This window comes from uncultured Ruegeria sp., assembly GCF_947489545.1.
Lineage (GTDB): Bacteria > Pseudomonadota > Alphaproteobacteria > Rhodobacterales > Rhodobacteraceae > Ruegeria.
Genome location: NZ_CANLDZ010000011.1, coordinates 14928 through 35602 on the forward strand (window position 1 = coordinate 14928; position 20675 = coordinate 35602).

Consider the following 20675-nt stretch of genomic DNA (forward strand, 5'->3'; position numbering starts at 1 on the left):
TTTGGTGCAGTATAGCACGGCGCGTATGCGCAGCCTCAAGCTACAAAAGGGTGATATCGGCAAATACTCGCCAAATGCCCGTTTTCACACGGTTTCGGCAGTGCTGTCCCAAAGGTCCTGCTCCTGCCACAGATCCCGCAACGATTCACCTTGTCCACAAAAACTCTCGTCAGCGCTTTCGCTGGCCCAGATGCGGTCTGTACGGAAATGACGAAACCCATTGCGCAGCTCGCACCATCCAGCCAGCATTGTGCACTCGATGTGGTAGATCAGCGCGACCGGTCGAACGACACGGGTTGTGCGCTCGCCCTCCGCACTCACATAGGTAATCCGCAGTTTCTGTTCGGCCCGGATAGCCTCACGATAATTGGCAATTGGCACACAGCCTTTCGCGGGGTCATCGGTAGGTGTGCCCCACGGCGCGACTTGCAACCAGTCTCTGGGGGCGTGTAGCGCATCGATCTTCCTGCAAATGCGCCGGGCTGCCTGCTGCAGCTGGCTGTCGCCGGTACGCGCCAGCATGGACAGACCGACCCAAAGTGCCTCGACCTCTTCAGAGTCGAAATTCAGCGGCGGAAGATCATAGCCACGTCGCATCAGATATCCGACACCCGCCTCGCCTTCGATAGGTGTCCGCTGGGCCTGTAATTCCGCGATGTCCCGATAGACCGTGCGTACCGAAACCTCTAGTTTTTCCGCCAACATTTCGGCCGTTACCGGTGCGCCAGCCGCGCGAAGAATCTGGATGATTTCAAACAATCGGGTCGAGCGGCGCATGTCTTACTCCTTGGGATCTGCTGACACACTAGCACACCCCCCTGACAGGGTGGTGTCAGGAGTGATGCGCGAGACTTTCTAAGAGCTGAAGAAAGGATCGAAAGATGTCTTACTACGACAACCACGTCATGATGAGCTTGAAACTTGGCCGCTGGTCGCAGGAGCATTCGCTGCGCGCATATGAGATTGAACGCGAGATTATGGCAGCCCGCCAGAAAACACCGGTTAAGTCCAAAATACGCATTAAGCGGTTTTCATTGGGCAACCTGAAATCCCTTTGGGGCAGCACGGCCTGACCTCAGAACGCGGGCGCGGCCGTGAATTTCATAGACACCCCACCTTCCGGGTGTTTCAGGCGCAATTCCTCGGAATGCAGCATCAGGCGCGGGAAATCACGGGCCGCACCTTCGGCATAGAACGGGTCGCCCAGAATCGGGTGCCCCGATGCCAGCATATGAACCCGCAACTGATGCGACCTGCCCGTCTTGGGAAACAAACGGATGCGAGTGGTGTCGGCTTCGTGCTTAACAACGCGCCAATCCGTGACTGCCGGTTTTCCGGTTTCGTGACAAACCATCTGACGCGGACGGTTGGGCCAATCCACGATCAACGGCAGGTCCACCGTGCCGACCTTGGGCTCAACAATCCCCCAGACACGCGCGACATAGGTCTTCCGGGTCTGGCGCTTTTCAAACTGCAGGCCCAGATGCCGTTGCGCATGTGGCGTTTGGGCGAAAACCATCACGCCGGATGTATCCCGATCCAACCTGTGCACCAGCAATGCCCGGGGAAACGATGCCTGAACCCGTGCCAGCAGACAATCCGCCAGATGCTCTCCGCGCCCTGGCACTGACAACAAGCCCGGCGGTTTGTTCACTACGATCAACTGCGCATCTTCGTGCAACACGTCCAGCGGCGTTTGAGGGGGGCTATAGGTCTCGCTCATGGGCGCCTGCCTATCGCAGCCCGCCACCTCTCGCAACGTCGTCCTTGCCTGTCGGCTGACCTTCGGCAACTCTCGTTCCAGCGACAAAGGAGAGGCCATGCACCCGACCATCGAACGACTGCAAAAGGTTGTTGCCAAAGGCGACGACTCGCTGATTTCAGAGCTTCTGGCCGAAGATGTCCGGTTCATGCCGCCAACATATTACAGCACTTGGACAGGCCGCGCGCCGGTCGCGGCCGTGTTGGGCCATGTTGGACAGGTCTTCTCGGACTTCAGCTATCGCCGGATTATGGGTCAGGGGAAAGACTGGGCGCTGGAGTTTCAGTGCAAGGTCGGCGATCTGGATGCCGTTGGTGCAGACCTGATCACGTTGAACGACGACGGCCTTGTGCAGACCTTTGAGGTTGTCATGCGCCCCTACAAAACCATCGGTGCATTGCGCGAAGCGATGATGGCGCGTGTGATGACAGATGTCCGGTTTCTGGAATTCAAAAACGCCCTGAGCTGATCATGCCCGCTCGAATTGCTGCCGATCAGATTCTGCGATGGCCACTATTGCCTGTGCTTGCCGCGCAAGGCCTGTCCGTGCGGCGCAAGGCACAGTTGCTGCCAGAACCAAAAGGCCCAAGGGAAGGGCGCGCAGGTCGTGGACCTCGCCTGCGTTTGTTGATCGCAGGCGACAGTTCGGCAGCTGGGGTTGGCGCGGGGACACAGGCGCAGGCTCTGTCGGGGCATTTGGTGAGAAAACTCGCCAAACACCATTCGGTCGAATGGCGCCTCGAGGCCACGACGGGCCATACGACCGAGGACACGATCAACCGCCTGCAATCACTTCAGGGCCGGTTCGATGTCGTGGTGACTGCGCTTGGCGTGAACGATGTAACCCGTGCGGTGACACGCAAGCAGTTTGTCGAACGGCAAACCCGGCTTGTAGATGTCCTGACCGGTACCTTCGGCGCACGTCGGGTTGTCGTGACAGCCGTACCGCAGATGGGTCGGTTCCCCGCCTTACCGCAGCCGTTGGCTTGGGTTCTCGGGCGTCAGGCTGCGCGGTTGGATCACGGGCTGCGGCAGGTCGCCGACGCCTGCCCCCAAGTTCGGCACCTGACGCTGGACCTGCCGGATGACCCGGCACTGGCGGCTCCCGACGGGTATCACCCTAGTCCAAAAACGTATGCGCTCTGGGCTGAAGAGGCGGCGCGCCTACTGCTTCAGGTCTGAGCTCGGGCTTGCCGGATCATCGGGATTGAGTAGACCACGAGGGCCGACCAGATCAGCGGGAATGCAATCATGCGACCCCGATCAATTTGTTCGCCGAAAACAGCGACTGCTGTAACGAAAATCATGGTCGGGGCGATGTATTGAAGAATGCCCATTGTGGACAGGCGCACCAGCTTTGCCCCGTTAGCATAAACCAACAACGGAACCGCGGTCACAATACCAGCACCTGCCAGTAGCATCGTGTCTGTCGCAACCGATCCGAAATGGCCGGTGCCTTGCGCGCCTAACCATGTCACATAAGCCAATGCCGGGATCAGAAGGATCAGAACTTCCAACAAAAAACCCTGATTGGGACCAATGGGAAGCGAGCGTTTGAAAAACGCATAAAACCCCCAGCTGAACATCAGACCCAGCGCGGCCCAGGGCAACCGCCCGGCCTCAAGCACCAGCACCAGAACGCCAAGCGCCGCTAAGCCAACTGCCACCAGTTGTGTGCGATTTAGTGGCTCGCGCAGCAGGATCGCACCCAGCGCGATGCTGAACAGCGGGTTGATATAGTATCCAAGAGCCGCGTCCAGCGCGTGTCCTGACGTGATCGCCCAGACATAAATTGCCCAATTCACGGATATCAACATTGCCGTCAAAGCGGCCATGCCGAGCATGCCCGGGTTCCTGATAGCAGCTTTGATATCCCGTGTACGGCCAAGGGCGACCAACAGTAATCCTGCGATAGGAACCGACCAGATGATGCGATGGGCCACGACCTCAACCGGTCCGATATGTTCCATCGCTTTCATATAGATTGGCAGAAAACCCCACAGCACATAAGCGGTTACAGCCAGGACCAAGCCCTTTGGCGTGTCCTCGTTCTGAGGCTGTTTCGGCAAGTTGGCCATTGTGGGTCTCCGGTTGATACCAAAGACCTTTACGGCAGATCATCGCCTGTTGGGAACTGTGAAATCCGTGAAGTCGGACATCAAGAAATGTGATGGGTCCGTGGCAGACCAGCACATCCCGAGGAAACGAGGCGCATACACGCCTCGACCAGTTCGTCATTGCGTTTTGTTAGACCTTCACGCGTTCTGATCTCGGATCATACATCGGCTTCAGCGACGCTTCGGCTTTGACCTTTACGCCGCAGACATCGATCTCGTAGGTCGACGCCAACACATCAGCAGGTTTCTCACCTTCGCAAGGCACATAGCCAAGGCCAATCGCGCCACCCAGAGTATGGCCGTAGTTGCCCGAGCTGAGATAACCCACATATTCGCCATCCCGCACAATGGGTTCGTTATGGAACAGCAGCGGCTCGGCGTCGGTCAGCTTGAACTGCACCAAACGGTTCTTGGCCCCCCTTTCCTTGCGCGCAATCACGGCCTCACGCCCGATGAAGTCACTGCCCTTATCGACTTTGACTGCAAAACCAAGCCCGGCATCGACCACGTGATCCTCGCACGTAATGTCATGGCCAAAATGGCGGAAGCCCTTTTCGATCCTGCAACTGTCCATCATATGCATGCCGCACAGCTTCAGCCCCAAGTCCTGGCCTGCCTCGTGAAGCGTTTCAAAAACATGACCTGCCATGTCGGAAGACACGTAGATTTCCCAACCAAGCTCGCCCACGTAGGTAACGCGATGCACGCGGGCCAAGCCCATGCCGATCTCGATCTCTTGTGCTGTGCCAAAGGGGTTTGTGATATTCGAGAAATCAGCGGGCGAGACTGTTTCCAACAACGCCCGCGCATTGGGGCCCATAACAGCCAGAACACCTTCGCCTGCCGTAACGTCAGTGATAACGACGTTGAAGCCTCCGGCGTGGCGCATCATCCAAGTCTGGTCGGCCAATCGGGTCGCCGCTGGAGTGACGACTAAGTAAGACGTTTCAGTCAGACGGGTCACGGTCACATCTGCCTCAATCCCTCCTAATCGATTGAGGAATTGGGTGTAGACGATCTTGCCGTTGGCCACCGAGTAATCGCCGCCGCCAATGTAGTTCATGAACGCCTCGGCATCCGGTCCTTCGACGCGAATTTTGCCGAACGAAGACATGTCATACATGCCCACGTTTTCACGCACCGCACGATGCTCTGCAGCCGAATTCTCGAACCAGTTCTGGCGCTTCCAGCTGTATTCATACGCACGCTCCTGGCCCTCATTGGCGAACCAGTTTGCCCGTTCCCAACCCGCTAGCTCGCCCATTATGGCGCCCTGTTCCATCAACTGGTGATGGAATGGGGTCCGACGTACGCCGCGCGCGGTGGCTTTTTGGCGATACGGATAGTGATCGGCATACAATAGACCCAGCGTTTCCTTCGAGCGTTCGAATAAATACTGCTTGTTGCCCTGGAACGGCTGCATTCGGCTGACGTCTACATCGCCCAGATCGAAAGGCTTCTCACCGGAATCCATCCACTCAGCCAATGCCATTCCTGCGCCACCAGCAGATTGGATACCAATAGAATTGAAACCCGCTGCAACCCATACATTGTCCATCTCGGGTGCCAGCCCCAAATGATACGCATCGTCAGGCGTGAAGGATTCCGGCCCGTTGAAGAAGGTGTGAATACCCGCTTCGGCCAACATCGGCATCCGGTTACACGCCGCTTCGAGGATCGGCTCGAAATGGTCGAAGTCTTCAGGCAACTGATCGAACTCGAAACTGTCGGGAATGCCTTTCATCGCCCAGGGCTTGGCATTGGGTTCAAACGCACCCAGCAGGATTTTTCCCGCGTCTTCCTTGTAGTAAGCACATTCATCCGGCACGCGCAGCACCGGCAGCTGCGTCAGCCCATCGATCCCTTCGGTCACGATGTAAAAGTGCTCGCACGCATGGAGCGGCACGTTGACCCCGGCCATGCGACCCACTTCGTGGCCCCACATTCCGGCACAGTTGACGACCATATCACATTCAATGTGGCCCGACGCGCTGCCATCATCCGCGACCCAATCTACACCCGTGACATTGCGACCATCTTTGACGATGTCAGTGACCTTCACACGTTCTTTGACAATCCCACCCCGCTGCCGCGCGCCCTTGGCCAAGGCCAGCGCGATATTGGCTGGATCCCCCTGCCCGTCGAGCGGCAGGTAAACCGCGCCTTTCACATCTTCCAGATTCAAGTGCGGATACAACTCGCCAACACGCGCGTTGGAAATTTCTTCGACCTCGACACCAAAAGCCCGGGCCATCGCGGCCTGACGATAGATTTCTTCCTTACGCTCTTCGGTCAGGGCAACGGTGATCGATCCGCACCGTTTGAACCCGGTGGCCACACCCGTTTCTTCCTCTAGCGCGCCATAGAGTTCCTGACTGTATTTCGCCAGTTTGGTCATGTTCGCAGTCGCCCGCAGCTGGGCGATCAAACCTGCAGCGTGCCAGGTTGTGCCGCTGGTCAGCTGCTTGCGTTCCAGCAGCACAACATCGTTCCAACCTTTTTTGGTCAAGTGGTAGGCGACAGAGCATCCGATAACGCCGCCACCGATGATGACCACGCGGGCCTTGTTAGGAAGATCAACCATTCTGACGACTCCACTTTGTCAGGTTTCATCCTGAATGACATGAAAGATCGACAGGAAACCCACCAAAAACGTCAGCGCGTCGGCAAAAATCACCTTTGAGACGCTTGTCGTTTTTCCCGCCGCATCACAAACGGCGTGATGCCAAAAACGCTTTTGTAGACTGACGAGAACCCGTTGGTGAAACCGCAAGCCAACCCAATTTCCCGCACGCTCATCGTTGTGTTCAACAGCAGGTTATTGGCTTTGGCCAATCGCATTTCCCGGTAGAAGCTATTCGGGGTCGTGCCAAAGAATGATTTGAATTTGCGTTCCAGCGATCGGTTCGACAGGTGCAGATCCTTAACGATCTGGTGGATTGGCATCGGATCTTCGATATTCGCCTGCATCAGCTTTATACACTGATCAAGCTTTGCATCCCCGGTAGCGGTTGTTTTTGCGCCAGAAAACGGTTGCATGGATGAGAAATCGCGGATGTTCTCATGCAGCATGATATCGGCTACCGTCATCTTCGCAGGTCCCGAGATATGCCGACCTATTACGGCCAAGGCGATGTCGGCCGTCGCGCCCATCCCTGCGCAGGTCACGACGCCACCCTGTTCAGTAGCAATCGAGAGCTTTGCCTCGAATCCTGCCCCACGTTCGCGAAGAAAAAAGGCATTTTCCCAATGGGTTGCCAGATCGGCAGTGCCTTGTTCGTCAATGTAACGGCTCGCGGCTTCGGCCAGCAAAAAAACCTGGGCACCACGATAGGTGTAGTCTGAAACGATCCGCCCCAGTGACAGATCTGGCTGATCGGGGTCCGAGTTGCCGATAACAAACAGATAATCAGCCTTTGGCTGCGATGGCACGCATTCGGTTGAAACCGTGGCATCGCTGCTGCTGGCCACCGAACCGCCCCGCAGGGACCGGTACGCGTATCTGAACGGGGGCGCGGCGCAGACCCGGTTTGCCAGACGCAATACATCCACCAGTGACGCCACTTCCAGCAACACAAAACCCGGTGCCACCAGAATGTCGAAGCTCCAGGTTTCCTGAGTTTGCTCGGAACCAGTGGGGGATGTTTTGGCTGCCATGTGCCTTCCTCAGACGATCCGATGCCCGGCCAATCGAAGCTTTTTGGACAAAACCTCGATATGATCAGGACCAATCTCGCAACACCCGCCGACAATGGTCGCGCCTTGAGCGATCCATGCCATGACATGTTCTGCGTATGCGTCCGGGCCAAGGTCCTGTCGCTGATCCAAACTGTCGACAGTTGGCGCATCTTCCAGGAACCCTGAGGAGATATGCGTGAACCCATTGGCATAGGCACCAAACGGCAGTCCCATCCCCGCAAGGATCTGCAAGGCAGCCGGAACGGCCTCGGGCCGCGAGCAATTGATCAGCACAGCATCCGGCCGATATCGTTCGACAAGCGGCGCGATGTCGCCAAGCGACTCACCGGAACGCAAACGTGTGCCATCCTCATCCATGACCGACAGCGCCAACCAAACTTGTTTTGCGGACGTTGCAGTGCCTCGCATTGCACCTTCGGCTTCAAGCACTGAAGACACTGTTTCAATTAGAAACAGATCGACGCCACCCTCCATCAACCCAACCAATTCGGCGAATTTTTCGGCGGCATCCACGGGATCGGGATTCAAGTCTGGGCGATATGACGCCAGCAAAGGCCCAAGAGCACCGGCAATGCGGGCATGTGTATCCGGGCGGGCTGCCCGAGCCTGCGACACGGCGGTTTCGACCAACACTTCCAGCTGATCCTCCAGCCCTTCACGCACCAGTCTCGAGCGGTGGATCGCATAGGTATTGGTTGTCGCAATTGTTGCGCCACGACGGAAGTATTCGGCATGAACGGCCTGGACCAACTCGGGATGGTCCATCATGACTTTGGTCGACCACAAAGGCGTCGGGCTGTCACCGCTGCGCTTGACCAGTTCTTGCCCAACCGAGCCATCCAAAAGAGTAATATCTGCCATCTTAAGACTCCTCAGGGGATTAGAACCATCTTTCCCGGCGACGTTTTGGATAGGAAATCCTCTTGCGCCTTGGCAATGTCCTTCAGGGGGTAGGTGCGTGAAATCAATGGCTTGATCCGCCCTTCGTTCATCAACTCAACCAAGCGACCAAAAACCTCAGGCGACTGATAAGTGCAGCCGTGAATGGTGATGTCGCGCAGATAGATATCGCGCAGATCGGCCTCGACGATCGGACCGCCAATGGCGCCGGAGACGGCATAATGACCGCCCGGCTTCAGTGCGAGGATCAGGCCGGACCAAGCGGCACCACCAACCACATCTATCACGGCATCGAACATGTCCTTTGGGATGGAAGCGTCGCGTTCGAAAGTCGAAACAGCACCTTGTGATTTGACCGCTTCTGCTTTGGCCGCACCGGTCACACCGCAGACGGACGCACCGCGCAAAGCCGCCAGTTGTACCGCCGCCAAGCCAACACCTCCGGACGCGCCAGTGATCAAGACCTTGTGCCCGGCGGTGACGCCAGCCCGTGTCAACAGGTTCTCGGCCGTCCCGAATGCGCAGGGAATTGCAGCGATTTCCACGTCCGTCAAGGGCGACGCGGACACATCGTAAAGGTCATCTGCCTCAACCAGACAATATTGCGCGAACGCCCCGTCGATTTCTGAACCCAGTGCGATAAATCCATGCGGGTTACCGGGCCTTGGGCGTGGCAGGTTGATTGGGCAGGTCACGCGCTGCCCATGTTCGAATGAACTACCTGTTCCAACTGCCTCAACGATACCGCACAGATCACCGCCCTGAACACGCGGGAACTGCAGGGCCCCGCCCCAACCGCCTGCTTCGACCTCTTGATCGACCGCATCCGTGGCGCCAGTCACATCCGACGAATACCAGCCCACCCGCGTATTGATATCTGTATTGTTGACCCCGGCAGCAGCCACCCGGACAAGCACCTGACCCGACCCGGGCTGGGGAATGGGTATGTCGTCACGCCATTCCAACGCCTCTGGACCACCATGGCGTGTGAGGTAGACACCGGCCATCGTTGCAGGAGATGCCATCATTCAGCTCTCGTCATCGGGGTGAGGCGGGATTGGTCCCATTGGCACGATATCGTAACGGGCATTCAACTCAGACATCTTTGCCTCATCAGCGAAATCGGTTTCGCTCATCTTTGCAAGTTCCGCTAGAAAACCGTCAAACCCCGATGGTTGAAAGATCATCAGCATCTTAGCAGGCGCATTCCCGATCACGCGGCAAGCATGGGCTACCCCCGGCGGGACATGCATCGTGGTTCCTTTGCCACATCGGTGCCAATCCCCGTTAACGTAGAAGTCCACTTCACCTTCAAGGAAATAGAACGTCTCGGCATGGGTGTCGTGGCGATGAAGGCCAAGCGCAAAGCTGGCCTTCAGATTGTCTTCCATGAGCGTATAGGCACCATCCGTGTCTTTTCCGGACACTTTGACAAAGGTATGATCGTTTTCCCAGTCATAGTTGGGGCCCTCACCGGGTCCCAAAATGGCGTATCGTTTGCTCATGGCGGCCTCCTTGAGAGTCTAAGCGCGCAACCGCTCATTCTCGGGATCCCAAAGCGGTTGATCCTGCTCTACCACGGCGCGGCACTTCTGACCGTAGATTTCGATCTCAAGCTCGGTGCCCGGATTTGCCAGATCAGCCTTAATCATGCCCAGCGCGATCGATTTGCCAACGCGGTACCCCCAAGCGCCCGAAGTGGTCTCGCCGACAATCTCTCCGTTTTGCCAAATGCAGGACATGTAAGGCGCATCGCTATCGCCTGCATCAACGGTCATCGTGACAAATGCCTTTTTCACGCCTTGCTGCTTTTCGTTCAGGATCGCGGCCTTGCCCGGGAAATCCTGTGGCTTGTCCAGCTTGACGAACCGCTCCAGCCCACCTTCCAGCAATGTGTAGTCGGTTGACAAGTCGCCCTTCCAGGTGCGGTAGCCTTTTTCGATACGCAGGCTGTTCAGAGCATACATGCCAAAGGGTTTGGCACCGACGTCCAAAATCGCATCATAGATCGCAGGCATATCCGCATTTTCGGCATGAACCTCCCAGCCCAGCTCGCCAGCGTAGGACACGCGCAACAAGGCGACCCAACCGCCCTTGATTTCGCTTTCCTGAAAACTGAGCCAAGGCAACGACAGATCTGCATCACATACTTTGCTCAGAACGTCCCGAGATGCGGGTCCCGTGACGATGAGCGTGCTCATTCGGGTTGTCCAATCGTCAAGCGCAAAGGCAGCGTCGGCGGGTATGTGGCGCTCCAGCCACTCGCGGTCGTGCCACTGCGCCGTCGCCGCCGTGACCAATATAAAGAGGTCCTCTGCCTCCCGCGTGACAGACATTTCAGTCACGATCCGACCGCGTTCATCCGAGAAATACACCAGCCCAACGCGGCCAATCTTGGGTAGCGCCCCCGTGACCATGCCACGCAGCCACTCATCCGCACCGGGTCCTTGAATTTTGAATCGCGAAAAGCCTGGCAAATCCAATACACCGCAATGGTCGCGCACAGCCTCGCATTCCTGTTTGATCCGCTGCTCCCACGGACCAGAACGACCCCAGGTATGGGTCGCCTCAAGCGAGGTGTCATCGCCGGGTTGCGCGAACCAATTGGCGCGTTCCCAGCCATTATAGGCGCCCATGACACCGCCTTGGTCTTTGACCTTGGCATGTATCGGCGACAGCTTTTTGTCGCGGGCGGCAGGCCATTCATGGTGGGGGAAATGCATGGCGTATTCATTGCCGTAAACTTCCATGCCTTTCCGATTGCAATAGTCCTGATCGGTGTAGTCGGTATATCGGCGCGGATCGACGGCCCACATATCCCATTCGGTGCTGCCATCGACGATCCATTCGGCCAGCACTTTGCCAGCACCACCGCCCTGCGCAATCCCGAAGGTAAAGGTGTGTGCCTCGAACGCATTCTTTACGCCCGGCATTGGGCCGATCAGTGGCAGACCATCTGGCGCGTAGGGGATCGGTCCATTGATCACGCGGCCAACACCCGAGGTTGCCATTAGCGGCACACGCTCCATCGCGTCCGTCATGATATCCTCGATCCGATCCAGATCGTCATTCCACAGTTGGAACGAGAAATCTTCGGGCATCGGGTCATCCTCGGTCATCCAATGGCCCTTACAGTTGGGTTCATAGGGGCCAAGATTGAAGCCGTTCTTTTCCTGCCGCAGGTAGTAGGAGATATCTACGTCACGCAGCAGCGGAAGTTTCTTGCCGCCGTTCTCTTTGGACCATGTTTCGACTTCAGGCACTTCGTCGGTCAAAAGATACTGGTGGCTCATCACCATGGCCGGAACGGTGCGACCACCAAAGGCTTTGAACCATTCACCCACACGCTGCGCATAGTAACCGGCGGCGTTCACAACATAATCGCAGTCGATGTCGCCCTTATCCGTATGGACGGTCCAGGTTCCATCACCACGCTGCGTCACGCCAGTTGCGGGTGTGAAGCGCAGGATCTTTTGCCCAAGATCACGCGCACCCTTGGCCAGAGCTTGGGTCAGCTGCGCAGGATCGATATCACCATCGGTTGGGTCATATAGGACGCCTTCGAGGTCATGCGTTTCAAGAAATGGATACCGTTCCTTCGCTTCTTCCGGGGTCCACATCTCCATCGGGATACCCTGGTACCGACCCATCGACATGGCATGTTCGAATTCCTGCATCCGCTCCTTGCTGTGCGCCAATCGGATCGACCCCGAAACGTGATAGTTCATTGGGTAGTCGACCTCATCGGCAAGGCGTGAATACAGCTCGGTCGAGTAGCGCTGCATATTCATGATCGCCCATGAATTTGAGAAGGTCGGTACATTGCCTGCAGCGTGCCATGTCGAACCAGCAGTCAGTTCGTTCTTTTCCAGTAGAACACAATCGGTCCAACCTTTTTTTGCCAGATGGTAGAGCGAGGAGGTCCCCACCACACCACCACCGATGATGACCACGCGGGCTTTCGTCGGAAAATCACTCATGCGTTTAGTTCCCTATCACTGTGCCTCTTGAGGCAGGTCGTCTTTGATGTCGTAGTAATCGCCCTTGTCGGCCACAAAGATGTGCCGGGCGAGCTTCAGGTCGGTGGGCTCATCCAAGGCGCCCATAGAAATTGAAATCGTATCTTCATCATCGTGCTGCCAGAACAGGAACGATCCGCAGGCCCTGCAGAATCCACGGCGCGCAATGTCCGAGGCACGGAACCAACTCAGCGTTTCATCCGACGAAAAGCTGAGATTGTCCTCATGGGTACTCGTCGAGGCCCAGACATGGCCTGATTGGTTGCGGCACTGGCCGCAATGACACGCGGATGGTGCAGAAAGCGCACCATCGATCGCAAACGCAACCGAACCGCAGAGGCATGAGCCTGAATGCATGTGACTATCCCTTCGCAATAGGCGCGGTGCTGGTTCCCAGCAACACACCGTAGATGATGAAGCAGCCCGCCATCGCCCGACGGACCCAAGTATTGAAAACCGCTCCTAAAGCCGCTTTTCCCATCACGGCGCCCAATACGGTGAACCCTGTGTAGCTGAACATTGTGATCACCAGCGCGGTCGGCATGATCATCATCATCTGCTCCCAGATCGGCACGTCTGGCTGCACGAACTGGGAAAAGGCCGCGAGATATCCGGCAACGCTTTTGGGGTTGATCGTCGCTACCGCCAATGCGTGCAGATAGACCTGCCGCGCAGGGCGTTCCGAAGCAGGCGCAGGTTTTGTTGCATTCATCCAGCTTCGAAGACCGAGCCAGATAAGAAATCCGGCTCCGACAAGTTTTGCAATGAAGAACCCAGTTGGTGAGGCAGCGATAAGGGCTGTCACGCCCAGCGCCGAAAGGATCAAGAATGCACTGGCCTGTGTCAGGATGGCCAGTACACCCAGCATCGCTTTGGAAAGCGGCAAGCTCATTCCGTTTGATATACAGTTGACCGCATTCGGCCCCGGTGTGGTGACGAACACCACCCAGAACAGCGCGAATATGGTCCAGGCATCAAAGCTCATCAGTACACCGGCGGAGCGATGACCCAGATGGCCACAGCAGGAGAGAAGAATGGGTTCGACCATTGGTAGGGTTCGTGTCGGATCCGAAAGCTGTCACCGGGCCCAACCGTGAATTTGCGATCCCCAATTTTCAGATCCAGATTGCCCGAAATCATGTACCCCACTTCTTGCGTGGGCCGATTTGCAGGGGTCTGCATGCGCGAGTTCGGCTCAAATGTGGAATACACCATCTCAAAGTCATCGGTCAGATCGGGTGAGAGCAATTCTTCGATCAAACCTTCCTCATTTGACCCCATTGGCCGACGTGACCCTGCCCGGACGATGTATCCTTGCTCATCTGCTGGCGCGGCCGAATGTGCAAACAGCATCGACATTGGCACACCCAGACATTCTGCGATCAACCTCAGGTCTGAGATCGAAGGTTCAGACATATCACGCTCAACCTGGCTGAGCCAACCGACAGACCGATCCAATCGTGCGGCAATTTCGATCAGGGTCAACCCACGCGCCTTGCGCAGGGCGCGCAAATCCGCTCCGAGTGTGGCGCTGGGTAAGGCCTGGCTGTTCACTAACCGCTCCGAATCTTGTGAAATTTTCTTTCCGTTTTTCACGATGAAGCAAAACTGTGAAATTTCAAAGTATTTTTTCATTTGCAGCGTGTCACCCAGATGTCTAATCGTCTGGCATGTGGATTTCGGTGGTGTACCTTTGGATGATCAACGTCCTGACCTTGCTAACTTTTGGTTGGGACAAGGCACGCGCAAAACGACGCAGGCGCAGGGTTCCTGAGCGTAAATTGCTCTGGCTGGCTGCGCTTGGTGGCAGCCCCGCAGCGCTTCTAGGTCCCTGGATATTCCAGCACAAGACACGCAAGCGCGGATTCACGATGCGGTTGCTAGGGATCGTTCTGGCGCAGTCGGCGGCTGTTTACCTGGTGATTTCAGGAAACCTTTTCGGGCTGGATTGACACGTAGAAACTACCCCTTTGAAAGGCGGTTACCCAAATTCTATCCGCAAATGATGACTTGGCTTTCTCAGAACAAACTCATCCCGTATCCAACGAAGAACCCGCCTTTGACCGCCGAAGGCAACCATTTCAACAGCGCCGTCAAAGCTGACCCAAACATAGTCACTGTGCTCAAAGTTCAGTTTCACGTCAGCTTCGTTGTCGATGTAAGCAACAAATACTGGGGACATCGTTATGGCATCGCGATGTGGCTCGTAAAACTGTTCGCAAATGTCAGCAGAGTACAGCGAAACCGCTTCTAAACCCGTTTCTTCCCGCAGTTCACGCAGCGCAGCCTGCCAAGCCGTTTCGTTTTCTTCAATCGAACCGGCGATCTGGCACCATTCTCCTTCAAGCGACTGGGTGCGCTTCAACAGCAAGACTTCGACATTGTCACGACCTTCACGAATGGCGACCAATGAGACAATGAATGCTCTGATAGGAACTTCGGGCACATCGATATCCGCTTGCTTGAGCTGCGTTGTCAGTATCGCGAGAATACACTGGTTAGGATTTCACCAAGTTTCTCTGCGTCTTTCTCATCAAACGCATCCGGCTGGTCACTATCGATATCAAACACCGCGATAACCTCGCCAGCCGCGTTCCGGACCGGTAGAACCAGTTCGGATCGGGTCGAGGATGCACAGGCAATGTGACCGGGAAAGGCATCGACGTCGGCGACAAGCTGCACTTCACCCGTACGCGCGGCAGCGCCGCACACACCCCGATCAAAAGGGATCACAAGGCAACCATGGCCGCCCTGATAAGGTCCGATTTTCAACAACCCGGGCGCGGTGACACGATAAAACCCGGTCCAATCGAACCGTGCATCAGAATGGTGCACTTCACAGGCAACAGTTGCCATCAGGGCGATTTCGTCAGTTTCGCCCTCGGTCAGGGCAGCAATGGTTTTGGCAAGCGCGCCATAGTCGATCATCATGTGTGTACCCGTTTCGCTGAGGGGTCAGGACACCGCCCGGTTCCCGAACCGCTTGGTCAATTCCCCCGAATTATTGCGAAACAGGGAAAGGGTCAAACGCGTTCAATGGCGATGGCTGTACCTTCCCCACCACCTATACAAATCGCGGCGACGCCCCGCTTGAGGTTGCGTTTTTCCAGCGCATTCAAAAGCGTCACCATGATCCGGGCACCGGACGCACCGATAGGATGCCCCAATGCGCAGGCGCCACCGTTCACGTTGACCTTGTCGCGTGTCAGACCCATTTCATGCATGAAGGCCATGGGAACCACGGCAAAGGCCTCGTTGACTTCCCACAGATCGACATCCTCTTTCGCCCAACCGATGCGCTCCAACAGCTTTTGCGCCGCCGGAACCGGAGCGGTGGTGAACAGACCCGGGGCCTGCGCATGGCTTGCATGGCCCAGGATCCGGGCGCGAACGTTCAGACCCTGAGCCTCAGCTGCGTCAGCAGAGGCGAGGACGAGCGCCGCAGCCCCGTCAGAGATGGAAGAGGAATTGGCAGCTGTGACGGTTCCGTCTTTCCGGAAGGCCGGTTTGAGGGTCGGTATTTTCTCGGGCCGCGCGGATTTGGGCTGCTCATCAACATCCTGCGTTAGTTCACCTTTTCGAGTTCGCACGACAAAGGGCGTGATTTCACCCTCGAACGCACCACTGTGCTGTGCCGTCAACGCGTTTGACAGCGATTGCAGGGCGTACTCGTCCTGTGCTTCGCGCGTGAACTGATAGGCTTCTGCGCAGTCCTCGGCAAAAGTGCCCATCAGGCGACCCTTGTCGTAAGCATCCTCCAACCCGTCGAGAAACATGTGGTCAACCACCTGACCATGGCCAATACGTGCCCCGCCACGCATCTTCGGCAGCAGGTACGGCGCGTTTGTCATGCTCTCCATCCCGCCTGCAATCATCGTGTTCGCATGGCCCAGCGCAATCTGATCAAAGGCAATCATCGCCGCCTTCATCCCTGACCCGCACATTTTGTTGAGCGTGGTGGCCGGGACCTCTTCGCCCAGACCTGCCGCAAATCCTGCTTGACGAGCGGGCGCCTGACCCTGCCCCGCCGGAAGGACGCACCCCATCAACATCTCATCAACTGTCCGGGCACCTGCCTGCTGCAGGGCAGCAAGCGCAGCACTGCCGCCCAGCTCAGCCGCAGTGACACTGTCAAAGACACCCTGAAACCCACCCATCGGTGTACGCGCGGCCCCTGCAATCACGACTTCTTTCATCCCGGTATTCCTTCTGTTGTCGGCCCTTGAATACCGAATGGTAAGAATTGCCGTCTAGCGTATTTATACGACGCAATTTCAGTTTGGAGGGCAGTCGATCATGGGGCTGACCAGCACAATCACTGGCGCAACACAAGTTATCACGGTTCATTCCGACCGTATCGACGCCGCAATGGCCATACAGTTCAAAGAAGATATGCGCCGCGAAACCGATTCGGGTACAAATCGAGTTGTTCTCGATCTTGCGGGTGTGGAATTTATCGATTCCAGTGGCCTCGGCGCGATTGTCGCATCGATGAAGCAGCTGGGAGGCAATCGAAAACTGGATTTGGCGGGACCTCAACCGGTCGTCGAAAAAGTGTTCAGATTGACGCGCATGGACACAGTTTTTCGGCTGTTCCCGACCTTGGACGACGCATTGTCAGCCACCGCTGACTAACCTCTAGCAGGAGTGGACCGGCGTGAATCCAATTTCTAACGAGACCTGTCTGGAGTTGAGCTTTCCCGCAACGGAAGCTGAGGCCAGTGCCGGGATTGAACAGCTTAGCATCGGTTTGTCCAATCAAGGCTTACCTGTGCAGAAAGCGGATGATGTGAAAATCGCACTGGCTGAAGCCATCAACAATGTCGTCGAACATGCTTATGCTGGCATCGCGCCGGCGAAAGTACAGGTCACTTGTCGACTGGATCAGGATCGACTGGATATTCTGATCTCGGACACGGGCAACCCTCTGCCAGGATTGCACCCCCCTGACGGAATACCAGCCTCGGTCGATACGACCCAGCAGGATCTGCCGGAAGGCGGGTTTGGGTGGTACCTCATATATGAATTAACGAGTGATATCAGCTACGAGCGTCGCAAGGGATGCAATCGACTATCCTTGCGGTTTGATTTTACGGGGCACAGTTAGTTTAGCGAGGATAGTCACAATAAGGCCATTTTCGAACCATTGTAGCGCCCCAAACAACGTTCATAACTCATCCTGTAGCTCAGATAGCTTCCCTCGGCGTCACGAATCACAGCCCCCACCCAGTGAACGGCGCCGAGGAACTTCTCCCTTGAAATAGCTGGACAAAACGAGACCGCGATATACCTTCGCCACGTCAATGCGAAGGGGATGCGCCATGCGTGATTTGCACAAACCGGGTCGGTCAGAGGTTTTGGCAACCGAAGGGATGTGCGCCACATCGCACCCGCTGGCTGCAAAGGTGGCGATCGATGTTCTCGCCCAAGGCGGCAATGCGATGGATGCTGCGATTGCCGGTGCCGTTCTGCTTGGAATTTGTGAGCCGCAAATGACAGGATTGGGCGGTGATTGCTTTGTTCTGTTCAATCGAGCGGGCGAAAACGAAATACGCGCCCTGAACGGTTCGGGCCGCGCGCCTGAGAGCGCTTTGGCGCAACACTTGCGGGACAAGGGTTTTGCCTCCGTTCCCCTGAACAGCCCGGACGCCGTCACCATTCCCGGTGCGGTGGACGTGTTTTGTCACCTTGCCCAGACCGAGGGGCGCTTGGGTCTGGAAGCTCTTTTGCAACCGGCGATTCACTATGCGGAACGGGGCGTTCCAGTCGCCCCCAGAGTGGCTTTTGATTGGCAGATCGGTGCGGCGACGCTGCAAGGCAGCGCCAGAGAGCGCTATTTGATCAACGGAAAGGCACCAGAAACCGGTCAGGTTTTTCGAGCACCGGGGCAAGCAGAAGTTCTACGCCAGATCGCCCGCAATGGGCGCGACGCCTTCTATTCGGGCGAAATCGCTCAAGACATGATCGCAGCATTGGCTTCAATGGGCGGCGTTCATACCGACGAGGATTTTATGAATACCAGATGCACGGTCACGGACCCCATAAGCGGAGACTACGGTGGCATCGAACTTGTCGAGCATCCGCCCAACGGACAAGGCGCCACGGCCATTCTGTTGCTGAACATTCTCAAGCATTTCGATCTGCAAAACATGGATCCTTTTGGGGCAGAACGGGTGCATGTCGAGGCTGAGGCCACGAAACTGGCGTATGACGCACGAAATCGTCTCATCGCCGATCCGGATCACACCGATATGTCGGAGCGGTTCTTGAACCGTGAGATAGCAGAGCAGCTTGCCGCCCTAATCGATCCAAAACGCGCGATGTCGACACCGGCGCCGCTGACCGAGACGGTCCATAAGGACACGGTTTATATTACTGTTGTGGACCCGGACCGAATGGCCGTGTCGTTGATCTATTCCATATTTCACAGTTTTGGTTCAGGCATTGCATCCGAAAAATACGGAATTCTTCTGCAGAACCGAGGGGCTGGATTTACCTTGCAGCCGGGTCATCCCAATGAATTTGGTGGCGGGAAACGTCCCATGCATACGATTATCCCGGGGATGCTTCGCCAAAACGGCCGGGTGATGATGCCATTTGGAGTTATGGGCGGAGCCTATCAACCAACCGGTCACGCGCGTTTCCTGTCCAACCTTACTGATTTCGGCCTTGGCCTGCAGGAGAGCATTGATGCCCCTCGCGCTTTTGCTGACGGATCCGTCCTAAAACTGGAGCGCGGCTATACAGATGGGATCTCGAAACAATTGTCTGAAATGGGTCACAATATTCAAGAACCGGAAACACCACTGGGTGGCGCACAGTCAATACGAATCCGCGAGGATGGAGTTCTCGAAGGAGCCAGTGATCCGCGCAAAGACGGCTGCGCTATCGGGTATTGACGGAAACCGCATCGAGACGTGCGGGTCAGACTTACTCAGTTAAGGTGGAAGTGCAGCGGATATCCACCGTCTTCAAAAGGCCCGAACATGTTGGGAATGTCGGGATGCTCAACGGGCTCACCCGACTGGTCAGCGATCAAATTTTGTTCTGAAACATAAGCTACATAGAAGGATTGGTCGTTCTCGGCCAGCAGGTGGTAGAATGGCTGATCTTTGATCGGGCGGCTGTCTTCCGGGATCGCCTCATACCATTCCTCAGTGTTTGAAAACTCAGGATCCACGTCAAAAACCACCCCTCGGAAGGGATGTTTTTTGTGGCGAACCACCTGACCCAGGCGGTACTTGGCTTGTGTCTTCAGCATTATTCTGCCCCCAAAGCAGTTACTACCCCGTTCCGGGTATAAAATCCAATCATTGATCTGCAATTCAGGGAAACAGTCTGTGAACCTCTGACTGACAGTGTGCAAGGACATGGGGTTCGTTTTTTCAACTGCAAGGACAGGTTTTACTACGGTGACGTTAGGTTTCGTCGTCGATTAGCTGGCTGTCGCCCGATTTGCGACGCAGGAAATGACGTGTGCTTGCATGTCCACGCCTGACGGATCGGCCGTTTTGGCCATCGCTTCATGACGAATGTGATTCCCTCAGACTACAATCTGCGCTAGAATAAAGAAAAAAGGCACGAGGCACATGAGCAGAATTCTTATCGTACTCTTCGGGGTGCTGCTTTTGGCATCCTGCGGGGGTGGTTCGCAACGACCGCCCAGCAAGCTGAACGATGCATGCAGCATTGCGCGCGAACGTCCCGATTTCATCAAGGCGTTCAAAAGCACCGAGCGGAAATGGGGCGTGCCGGTCCACGTCCAGATGGCGACAATTTATCAGGAAAGCCGATACCGCCACGACGCGCGCACGCCGCATCGTTACGTATTAGGCGTGATCCCGATGGGTCGGCAAAGTAGCGCCTATGGCTTCAGTCAGGCTCTGGATGGAACCTGGGATGAATATCAGCGCGAAACCGGAAAGCGCCGCGCCAAGCGGGATCGCATCCGCGATGCATCTGACTTTATCGGTTGGTACATGAACAAATCGTACGAGCGCAACGGCATTCACCCCGCCGACACACGCAATCAGTATCTAGCCTATCACGAAGGTCACACTGGTTTTGCGCGCGGAAGCTATAACAATAAGTCCTGGCTGCTGAACGTCGCCAGCGATGTGGATTCACGCGCACAGTTGTATCAGTCACAACTGGCCGGTTGCAGATACTAAGACTGGC

At 56.4% G+C, this 20675-nt stretch carries 24 protein-coding genes; 8 read left to right on the forward strand and 16 right to left on the reverse strand.

The features are described from left to right. Window positions 1–84 precede the first annotated feature (84 nt). On the reverse strand, window positions 85–777 hold the full coding sequence (locus Q1B13_RS15245) for a YafY family protein (RefSeq protein ID WP_299082121.1): 693 nt from the start codon (window positions 775–777) through the stop codon (window positions 85–87). A 104-nt stretch (window positions 778–881) separates the two neighbouring features. Here Q1B13_RS15245 and Q1B13_RS15250 point away from each other — a divergent pair, with 104 nt between their 5' ends. Further along, on the forward strand, window positions 882–1073 hold the full coding sequence (locus Q1B13_RS15250) for a hypothetical protein (protein ID WP_298937305.1): 192 nt from the start codon (window positions 882–884) through the stop codon (window positions 1071–1073). Window positions 1074–1075: 2 nt separating this feature from the next. On the opposite strand, the gene Q1B13_RS15255 is transcribed toward Q1B13_RS15250, so the two are convergent. Next, window positions 1076–1723, reverse strand: a complete 648-nt coding sequence (locus Q1B13_RS15255; protein WP_299082119.1) for an RluA family pseudouridine synthase — start codon at window positions 1721–1723, stop codon at window positions 1076–1078. Between the two features lie 97 nt (window positions 1724–1820). On the opposite strand from Q1B13_RS15255, the gene Q1B13_RS15260 reads away from it, so the two are divergent. Both Q1B13_RS15260 and Q1B13_RS15265 read left to right on the forward strand, forming a co-directional pair. Beyond that, window positions 1821–2231 carry a nuclear transport factor 2 family protein gene (locus tag Q1B13_RS15260; protein WP_299082117.1) on the forward strand — a complete coding sequence of 137 codons (411 nt, stop codon included), beginning with the start codon at window positions 1821–1823 and terminating at the stop codon, window positions 2229–2231. Window positions 2232–2233: 2 nt separating this feature from the next. After that, window positions 2234–2944, forward strand: a complete 711-nt coding sequence (locus tag Q1B13_RS15265; protein WP_299082115.1) for an SGNH/GDSL hydrolase family protein — start codon at window positions 2234–2236, stop codon at window positions 2942–2944. On the opposite strand, the gene rarD is transcribed toward Q1B13_RS15265, so the two are convergent. From rarD to Q1B13_RS15315, 10 genes are all read right to left on the reverse strand, one after another. Further along, window positions 2935–3840, reverse strand: coding sequence for an EamA family transporter RarD (rarD, locus tag Q1B13_RS15270; protein WP_298937309.1), 906 nt, complete (start codon window positions 3838–3840; stop codon window positions 2935–2937). The two genes, Q1B13_RS15265 and rarD, sit on opposite strands and share 10 nt — an antisense overlap. A gap of 169 nt (window positions 3841–4009) precedes the next feature. After that, window positions 4010–6463, reverse strand: a complete 2454-nt coding sequence (locus tag Q1B13_RS15275) for an FAD-dependent oxidoreductase (protein ID WP_299082113.1) — start codon at window positions 6461–6463, stop codon at window positions 4010–4012. Window positions 6464–6552: 89 nt separating this feature from the next. Beyond that, a complete protein-coding gene (locus Q1B13_RS15280) occupies window positions 6553–7536 on the reverse strand; it encodes a GlxA family transcriptional regulator (RefSeq protein WP_299082111.1) in 984 nt (327 codons plus the stop codon). Between the two features lie 9 nt (window positions 7537–7545). Further along, a complete protein-coding gene (locus Q1B13_RS15285) occupies window positions 7546–8439 on the reverse strand; it encodes a homocysteine S-methyltransferase family protein (protein WP_299082109.1) in 894 nt (297 codons plus the stop codon). A gap of 11 nt (window positions 8440–8450) precedes the next feature. After that, window positions 8451–9503: an alcohol dehydrogenase family protein gene (locus tag Q1B13_RS15290; RefSeq protein ID WP_299082151.1), complete on the reverse strand. Its 1053-nt coding sequence runs from the start codon at window positions 9501–9503 to the stop codon at window positions 8451–8453. A 3-nt stretch (window positions 9504–9506) separates the two neighbouring features. Further along, window positions 9507–9983 carry a cupin domain-containing protein gene (locus Q1B13_RS15295; RefSeq protein ID WP_299082107.1) on the reverse strand — a complete coding sequence of 159 codons (477 nt, stop codon included), beginning with the start codon at window positions 9981–9983 and terminating at the stop codon, window positions 9507–9509. 18 nt (window positions 9984–10001) lie between these two features. After that, window positions 10002–12458, reverse strand: coding sequence for an FAD-dependent oxidoreductase (locus tag Q1B13_RS15300; protein WP_299082106.1), 2457 nt, complete (start codon window positions 12456–12458; stop codon window positions 10002–10004). 15 nt (window positions 12459–12473) lie between these two features. Next, a complete protein-coding gene (locus Q1B13_RS15305; RefSeq protein WP_299082104.1) occupies window positions 12474–12854 on the reverse strand; it encodes a GFA family protein in 381 nt (126 codons plus the stop codon). Window positions 12855–12858: 4 nt separating this feature from the next. Further along, window positions 12859–13482, reverse strand: a complete 624-nt coding sequence (locus Q1B13_RS15310) for a LysE family transporter (RefSeq protein ID WP_299082102.1) — start codon at window positions 13480–13482, stop codon at window positions 12859–12861. Next, complete coding sequence (locus Q1B13_RS15315; protein ID WP_299082101.1) at window positions 13482–14051, reverse strand: XRE family transcriptional regulator; 570 nt, start codon at window positions 14049–14051, stop codon at window positions 13482–13484. The genes Q1B13_RS15310 and Q1B13_RS15315 overlap by 1 nt, the downstream gene beginning before the upstream one ends. A gap of 116 nt (window positions 14052–14167) precedes the next feature. Between Q1B13_RS15315 and Q1B13_RS15320 the strand changes: the two genes are divergently transcribed. Next, entirely contained in the window at window positions 14168–14449 is a 282-nt protein-coding gene (locus Q1B13_RS15320; protein ID WP_299799933.1) for a DUF1294 domain-containing protein, read from the forward strand. A gap of 29 nt (window positions 14450–14478) precedes the next feature. On the opposite strand, the gene Q1B13_RS15325 is transcribed toward Q1B13_RS15320, so the two are convergent. The 3 genes from Q1B13_RS15325 to Q1B13_RS15335 all read right to left on the reverse strand — a co-directional run bounded on the left by Q1B13_RS15325 (window position 14479) and on the right by Q1B13_RS15335 (window position 16693). After that, the gene (locus Q1B13_RS15325; RefSeq protein ID WP_298937320.1) at window positions 14479–14943 is read right to left on the reverse strand and encodes an NUDIX domain-containing protein; all 465 of its coding nucleotides are present in this window, start codon (window positions 14941–14943) and stop codon (window positions 14479–14481) included. Window positions 14944–14972: 29 nt separating this feature from the next. Then, window positions 14973–15428, reverse strand: a complete 456-nt coding sequence (locus Q1B13_RS15330; RefSeq protein ID WP_299082097.1) for a GAF domain-containing protein — start codon at window positions 15426–15428, stop codon at window positions 14973–14975. A 92-nt stretch (window positions 15429–15520) separates the two neighbouring features. Further along, complete coding sequence (locus tag Q1B13_RS15335) at window positions 15521–16693, reverse strand: acetyl-CoA C-acyltransferase (protein ID WP_299082095.1); 1173 nt, start codon at window positions 16691–16693, stop codon at window positions 15521–15523. Window positions 16694–16793: 100 nt separating this feature from the next. On the opposite strand from Q1B13_RS15335, the gene Q1B13_RS15340 reads away from it, so the two are divergent. From Q1B13_RS15340 to Q1B13_RS15350, 3 genes are all read left to right on the forward strand, one after another. Then, a complete protein-coding gene (locus Q1B13_RS15340; RefSeq protein WP_299082093.1) occupies window positions 16794–17132 on the forward strand; it encodes an STAS domain-containing protein in 339 nt (112 codons plus the stop codon). Between the two features lie 22 nt (window positions 17133–17154). Next, window positions 17155–17604: an ATP-binding protein gene (locus Q1B13_RS15345; RefSeq protein WP_299082091.1), complete on the forward strand. Its 450-nt coding sequence runs from the start codon at window positions 17155–17157 to the stop codon at window positions 17602–17604. A gap of 214 nt (window positions 17605–17818) precedes the next feature. Next, the gene (locus Q1B13_RS15350) at window positions 17819–19396 is read left to right on the forward strand and encodes a gamma-glutamyltransferase family protein (RefSeq protein ID WP_299082089.1); all 1578 of its coding nucleotides are present in this window, start codon (window positions 17819–17821) and stop codon (window positions 19394–19396) included. Window positions 19397–19431: 35 nt separating this feature from the next. Here Q1B13_RS15350 and hspQ read toward each other — a convergent pair whose 3' ends face one another. Next, window positions 19432–19758 carry a heat shock protein HspQ gene (gene hspQ / locus Q1B13_RS15355; protein WP_298937326.1) on the reverse strand — a complete coding sequence of 109 codons (327 nt, stop codon included), beginning with the start codon at window positions 19756–19758 and terminating at the stop codon, window positions 19432–19434. A 328-nt stretch (window positions 19759–20086) separates the two neighbouring features. Here hspQ and Q1B13_RS15360 point away from each other — a divergent pair, with 328 nt between their 5' ends. Next, window positions 20087–20668, forward strand: coding sequence for a lytic transglycosylase (locus Q1B13_RS15360; protein ID WP_298937327.1), 582 nt, complete (start codon window positions 20087–20089; stop codon window positions 20666–20668). The last annotated feature ends 7 nt before the right edge of the window (window positions 20669–20675 follow it).

Bases quoted from the DNA above. Each gene is read 5' to 3' on its own strand.
- Q1B13_RS15250 (WP_298937305.1), top strand. From the start codon at position 882: ATGTCTTACTACGACAACCACGTCATGATGAGCTTGAAACTTGGCCGC.
- Q1B13_RS15280 (WP_299082111.1), bottom strand. From the start codon at position 7,536: ATGGCAGCCAAAACATCCCCCACTGGTTCCGAGCAAACTCAGGAAACC.
- Q1B13_RS15245 (WP_299082121.1), bottom strand. From the start codon at position 777: ATGCGCCGCTCGACCCGATTGTTTGAAATCATCCAGATTCTTCGCGCG.
- Q1B13_RS15330 (WP_299082097.1), bottom strand. From the start codon at position 15,428: ATGATGATCGACTATGGCGCGCTTGCCAAAACCATTGCTGCCCTGACC.
- Q1B13_RS15300 (WP_299082106.1), bottom strand. From the start codon at position 12,458: ATGAGTGATTTTCCGACGAAAGCCCGCGTGGTCATCATCGGTGGTGGT.
- Q1B13_RS15360 (WP_298937327.1), top strand. From the start codon at position 20,087: ATGAGCAGAATTCTTATCGTACTCTTCGGGGTGCTGCTTTTGGCATCC.
- Q1B13_RS15255 (WP_299082119.1), bottom strand. From the start codon at position 1,723: ATGAGCGAGACCTATAGCCCCCCTCAAACGCCGCTGGACGTGTTGCAC.
- Q1B13_RS15285 (WP_299082109.1), bottom strand. From the start codon at position 8,439: ATGGCAGATATTACTCTTTTGGATGGCTCGGTTGGGCAAGAACTGGTC.
- Q1B13_RS15265 (WP_299082115.1), top strand. From the start codon at position 2,234: ATGCCCGCTCGAATTGCTGCCGATCAGATTCTGCGATGGCCACTATTG.
- hspQ (WP_298937326.1), bottom strand. From the start codon at position 19,758: ATGCTGAAGACACAAGCCAAGTACCGCCTGGGTCAGGTGGTTCGCCAC.
- Q1B13_RS15290 (WP_299082151.1), bottom strand. From the start codon at position 9,503: ATGGCATCTCCTGCAACGATGGCCGGTGTCTACCTCACACGCCATGGT.
- Q1B13_RS15335 (WP_299082095.1), bottom strand. From the start codon at position 16,693: ATGAAAGAAGTCGTGATTGCAGGGGCCGCGCGTACACCGATGGGTGGG.
- Q1B13_RS15320 (WP_299799933.1), top strand. From the start codon at position 14,168: ATGTGGATTTCGGTGGTGTACCTTTGGATGATCAACGTCCTGACCTTG.
- Q1B13_RS15305 (WP_299082104.1), bottom strand. From the start codon at position 12,854: ATGCATTCAGGCTCATGCCTCTGCGGTTCGGTTGCGTTTGCGATCGAT.
- Q1B13_RS15295 (WP_299082107.1), bottom strand. From the start codon at position 9,983: ATGAGCAAACGATACGCCATTTTGGGACCCGGTGAGGGCCCCAACTAT.
- Q1B13_RS15260 (WP_299082117.1), top strand. From the start codon at position 1,821: ATGCACCCGACCATCGAACGACTGCAAAAGGTTGTTGCCAAAGGCGAC.
- Q1B13_RS15350 (WP_299082089.1), top strand. From the start codon at position 17,819: ATGCGTGATTTGCACAAACCGGGTCGGTCAGAGGTTTTGGCAACCGAA.
- rarD (WP_298937309.1), bottom strand. From the start codon at position 3,840: ATGGCCAACTTGCCGAAACAGCCTCAGAACGAGGACACGCCAAAGGGC.
- Q1B13_RS15340 (WP_299082093.1), top strand. From the start codon at position 16,794: ATGGGGCTGACCAGCACAATCACTGGCGCAACACAAGTTATCACGGTT.
- Q1B13_RS15310 (WP_299082102.1), bottom strand. From the start codon at position 13,482: ATGAGCTTTGATGCCTGGACCATATTCGCGCTGTTCTGGGTGGTGTTC.
- Q1B13_RS15275 (WP_299082113.1), bottom strand. From the start codon at position 6,463: ATGGTTGATCTTCCTAACAAGGCCCGCGTGGTCATCATCGGTGGCGGC.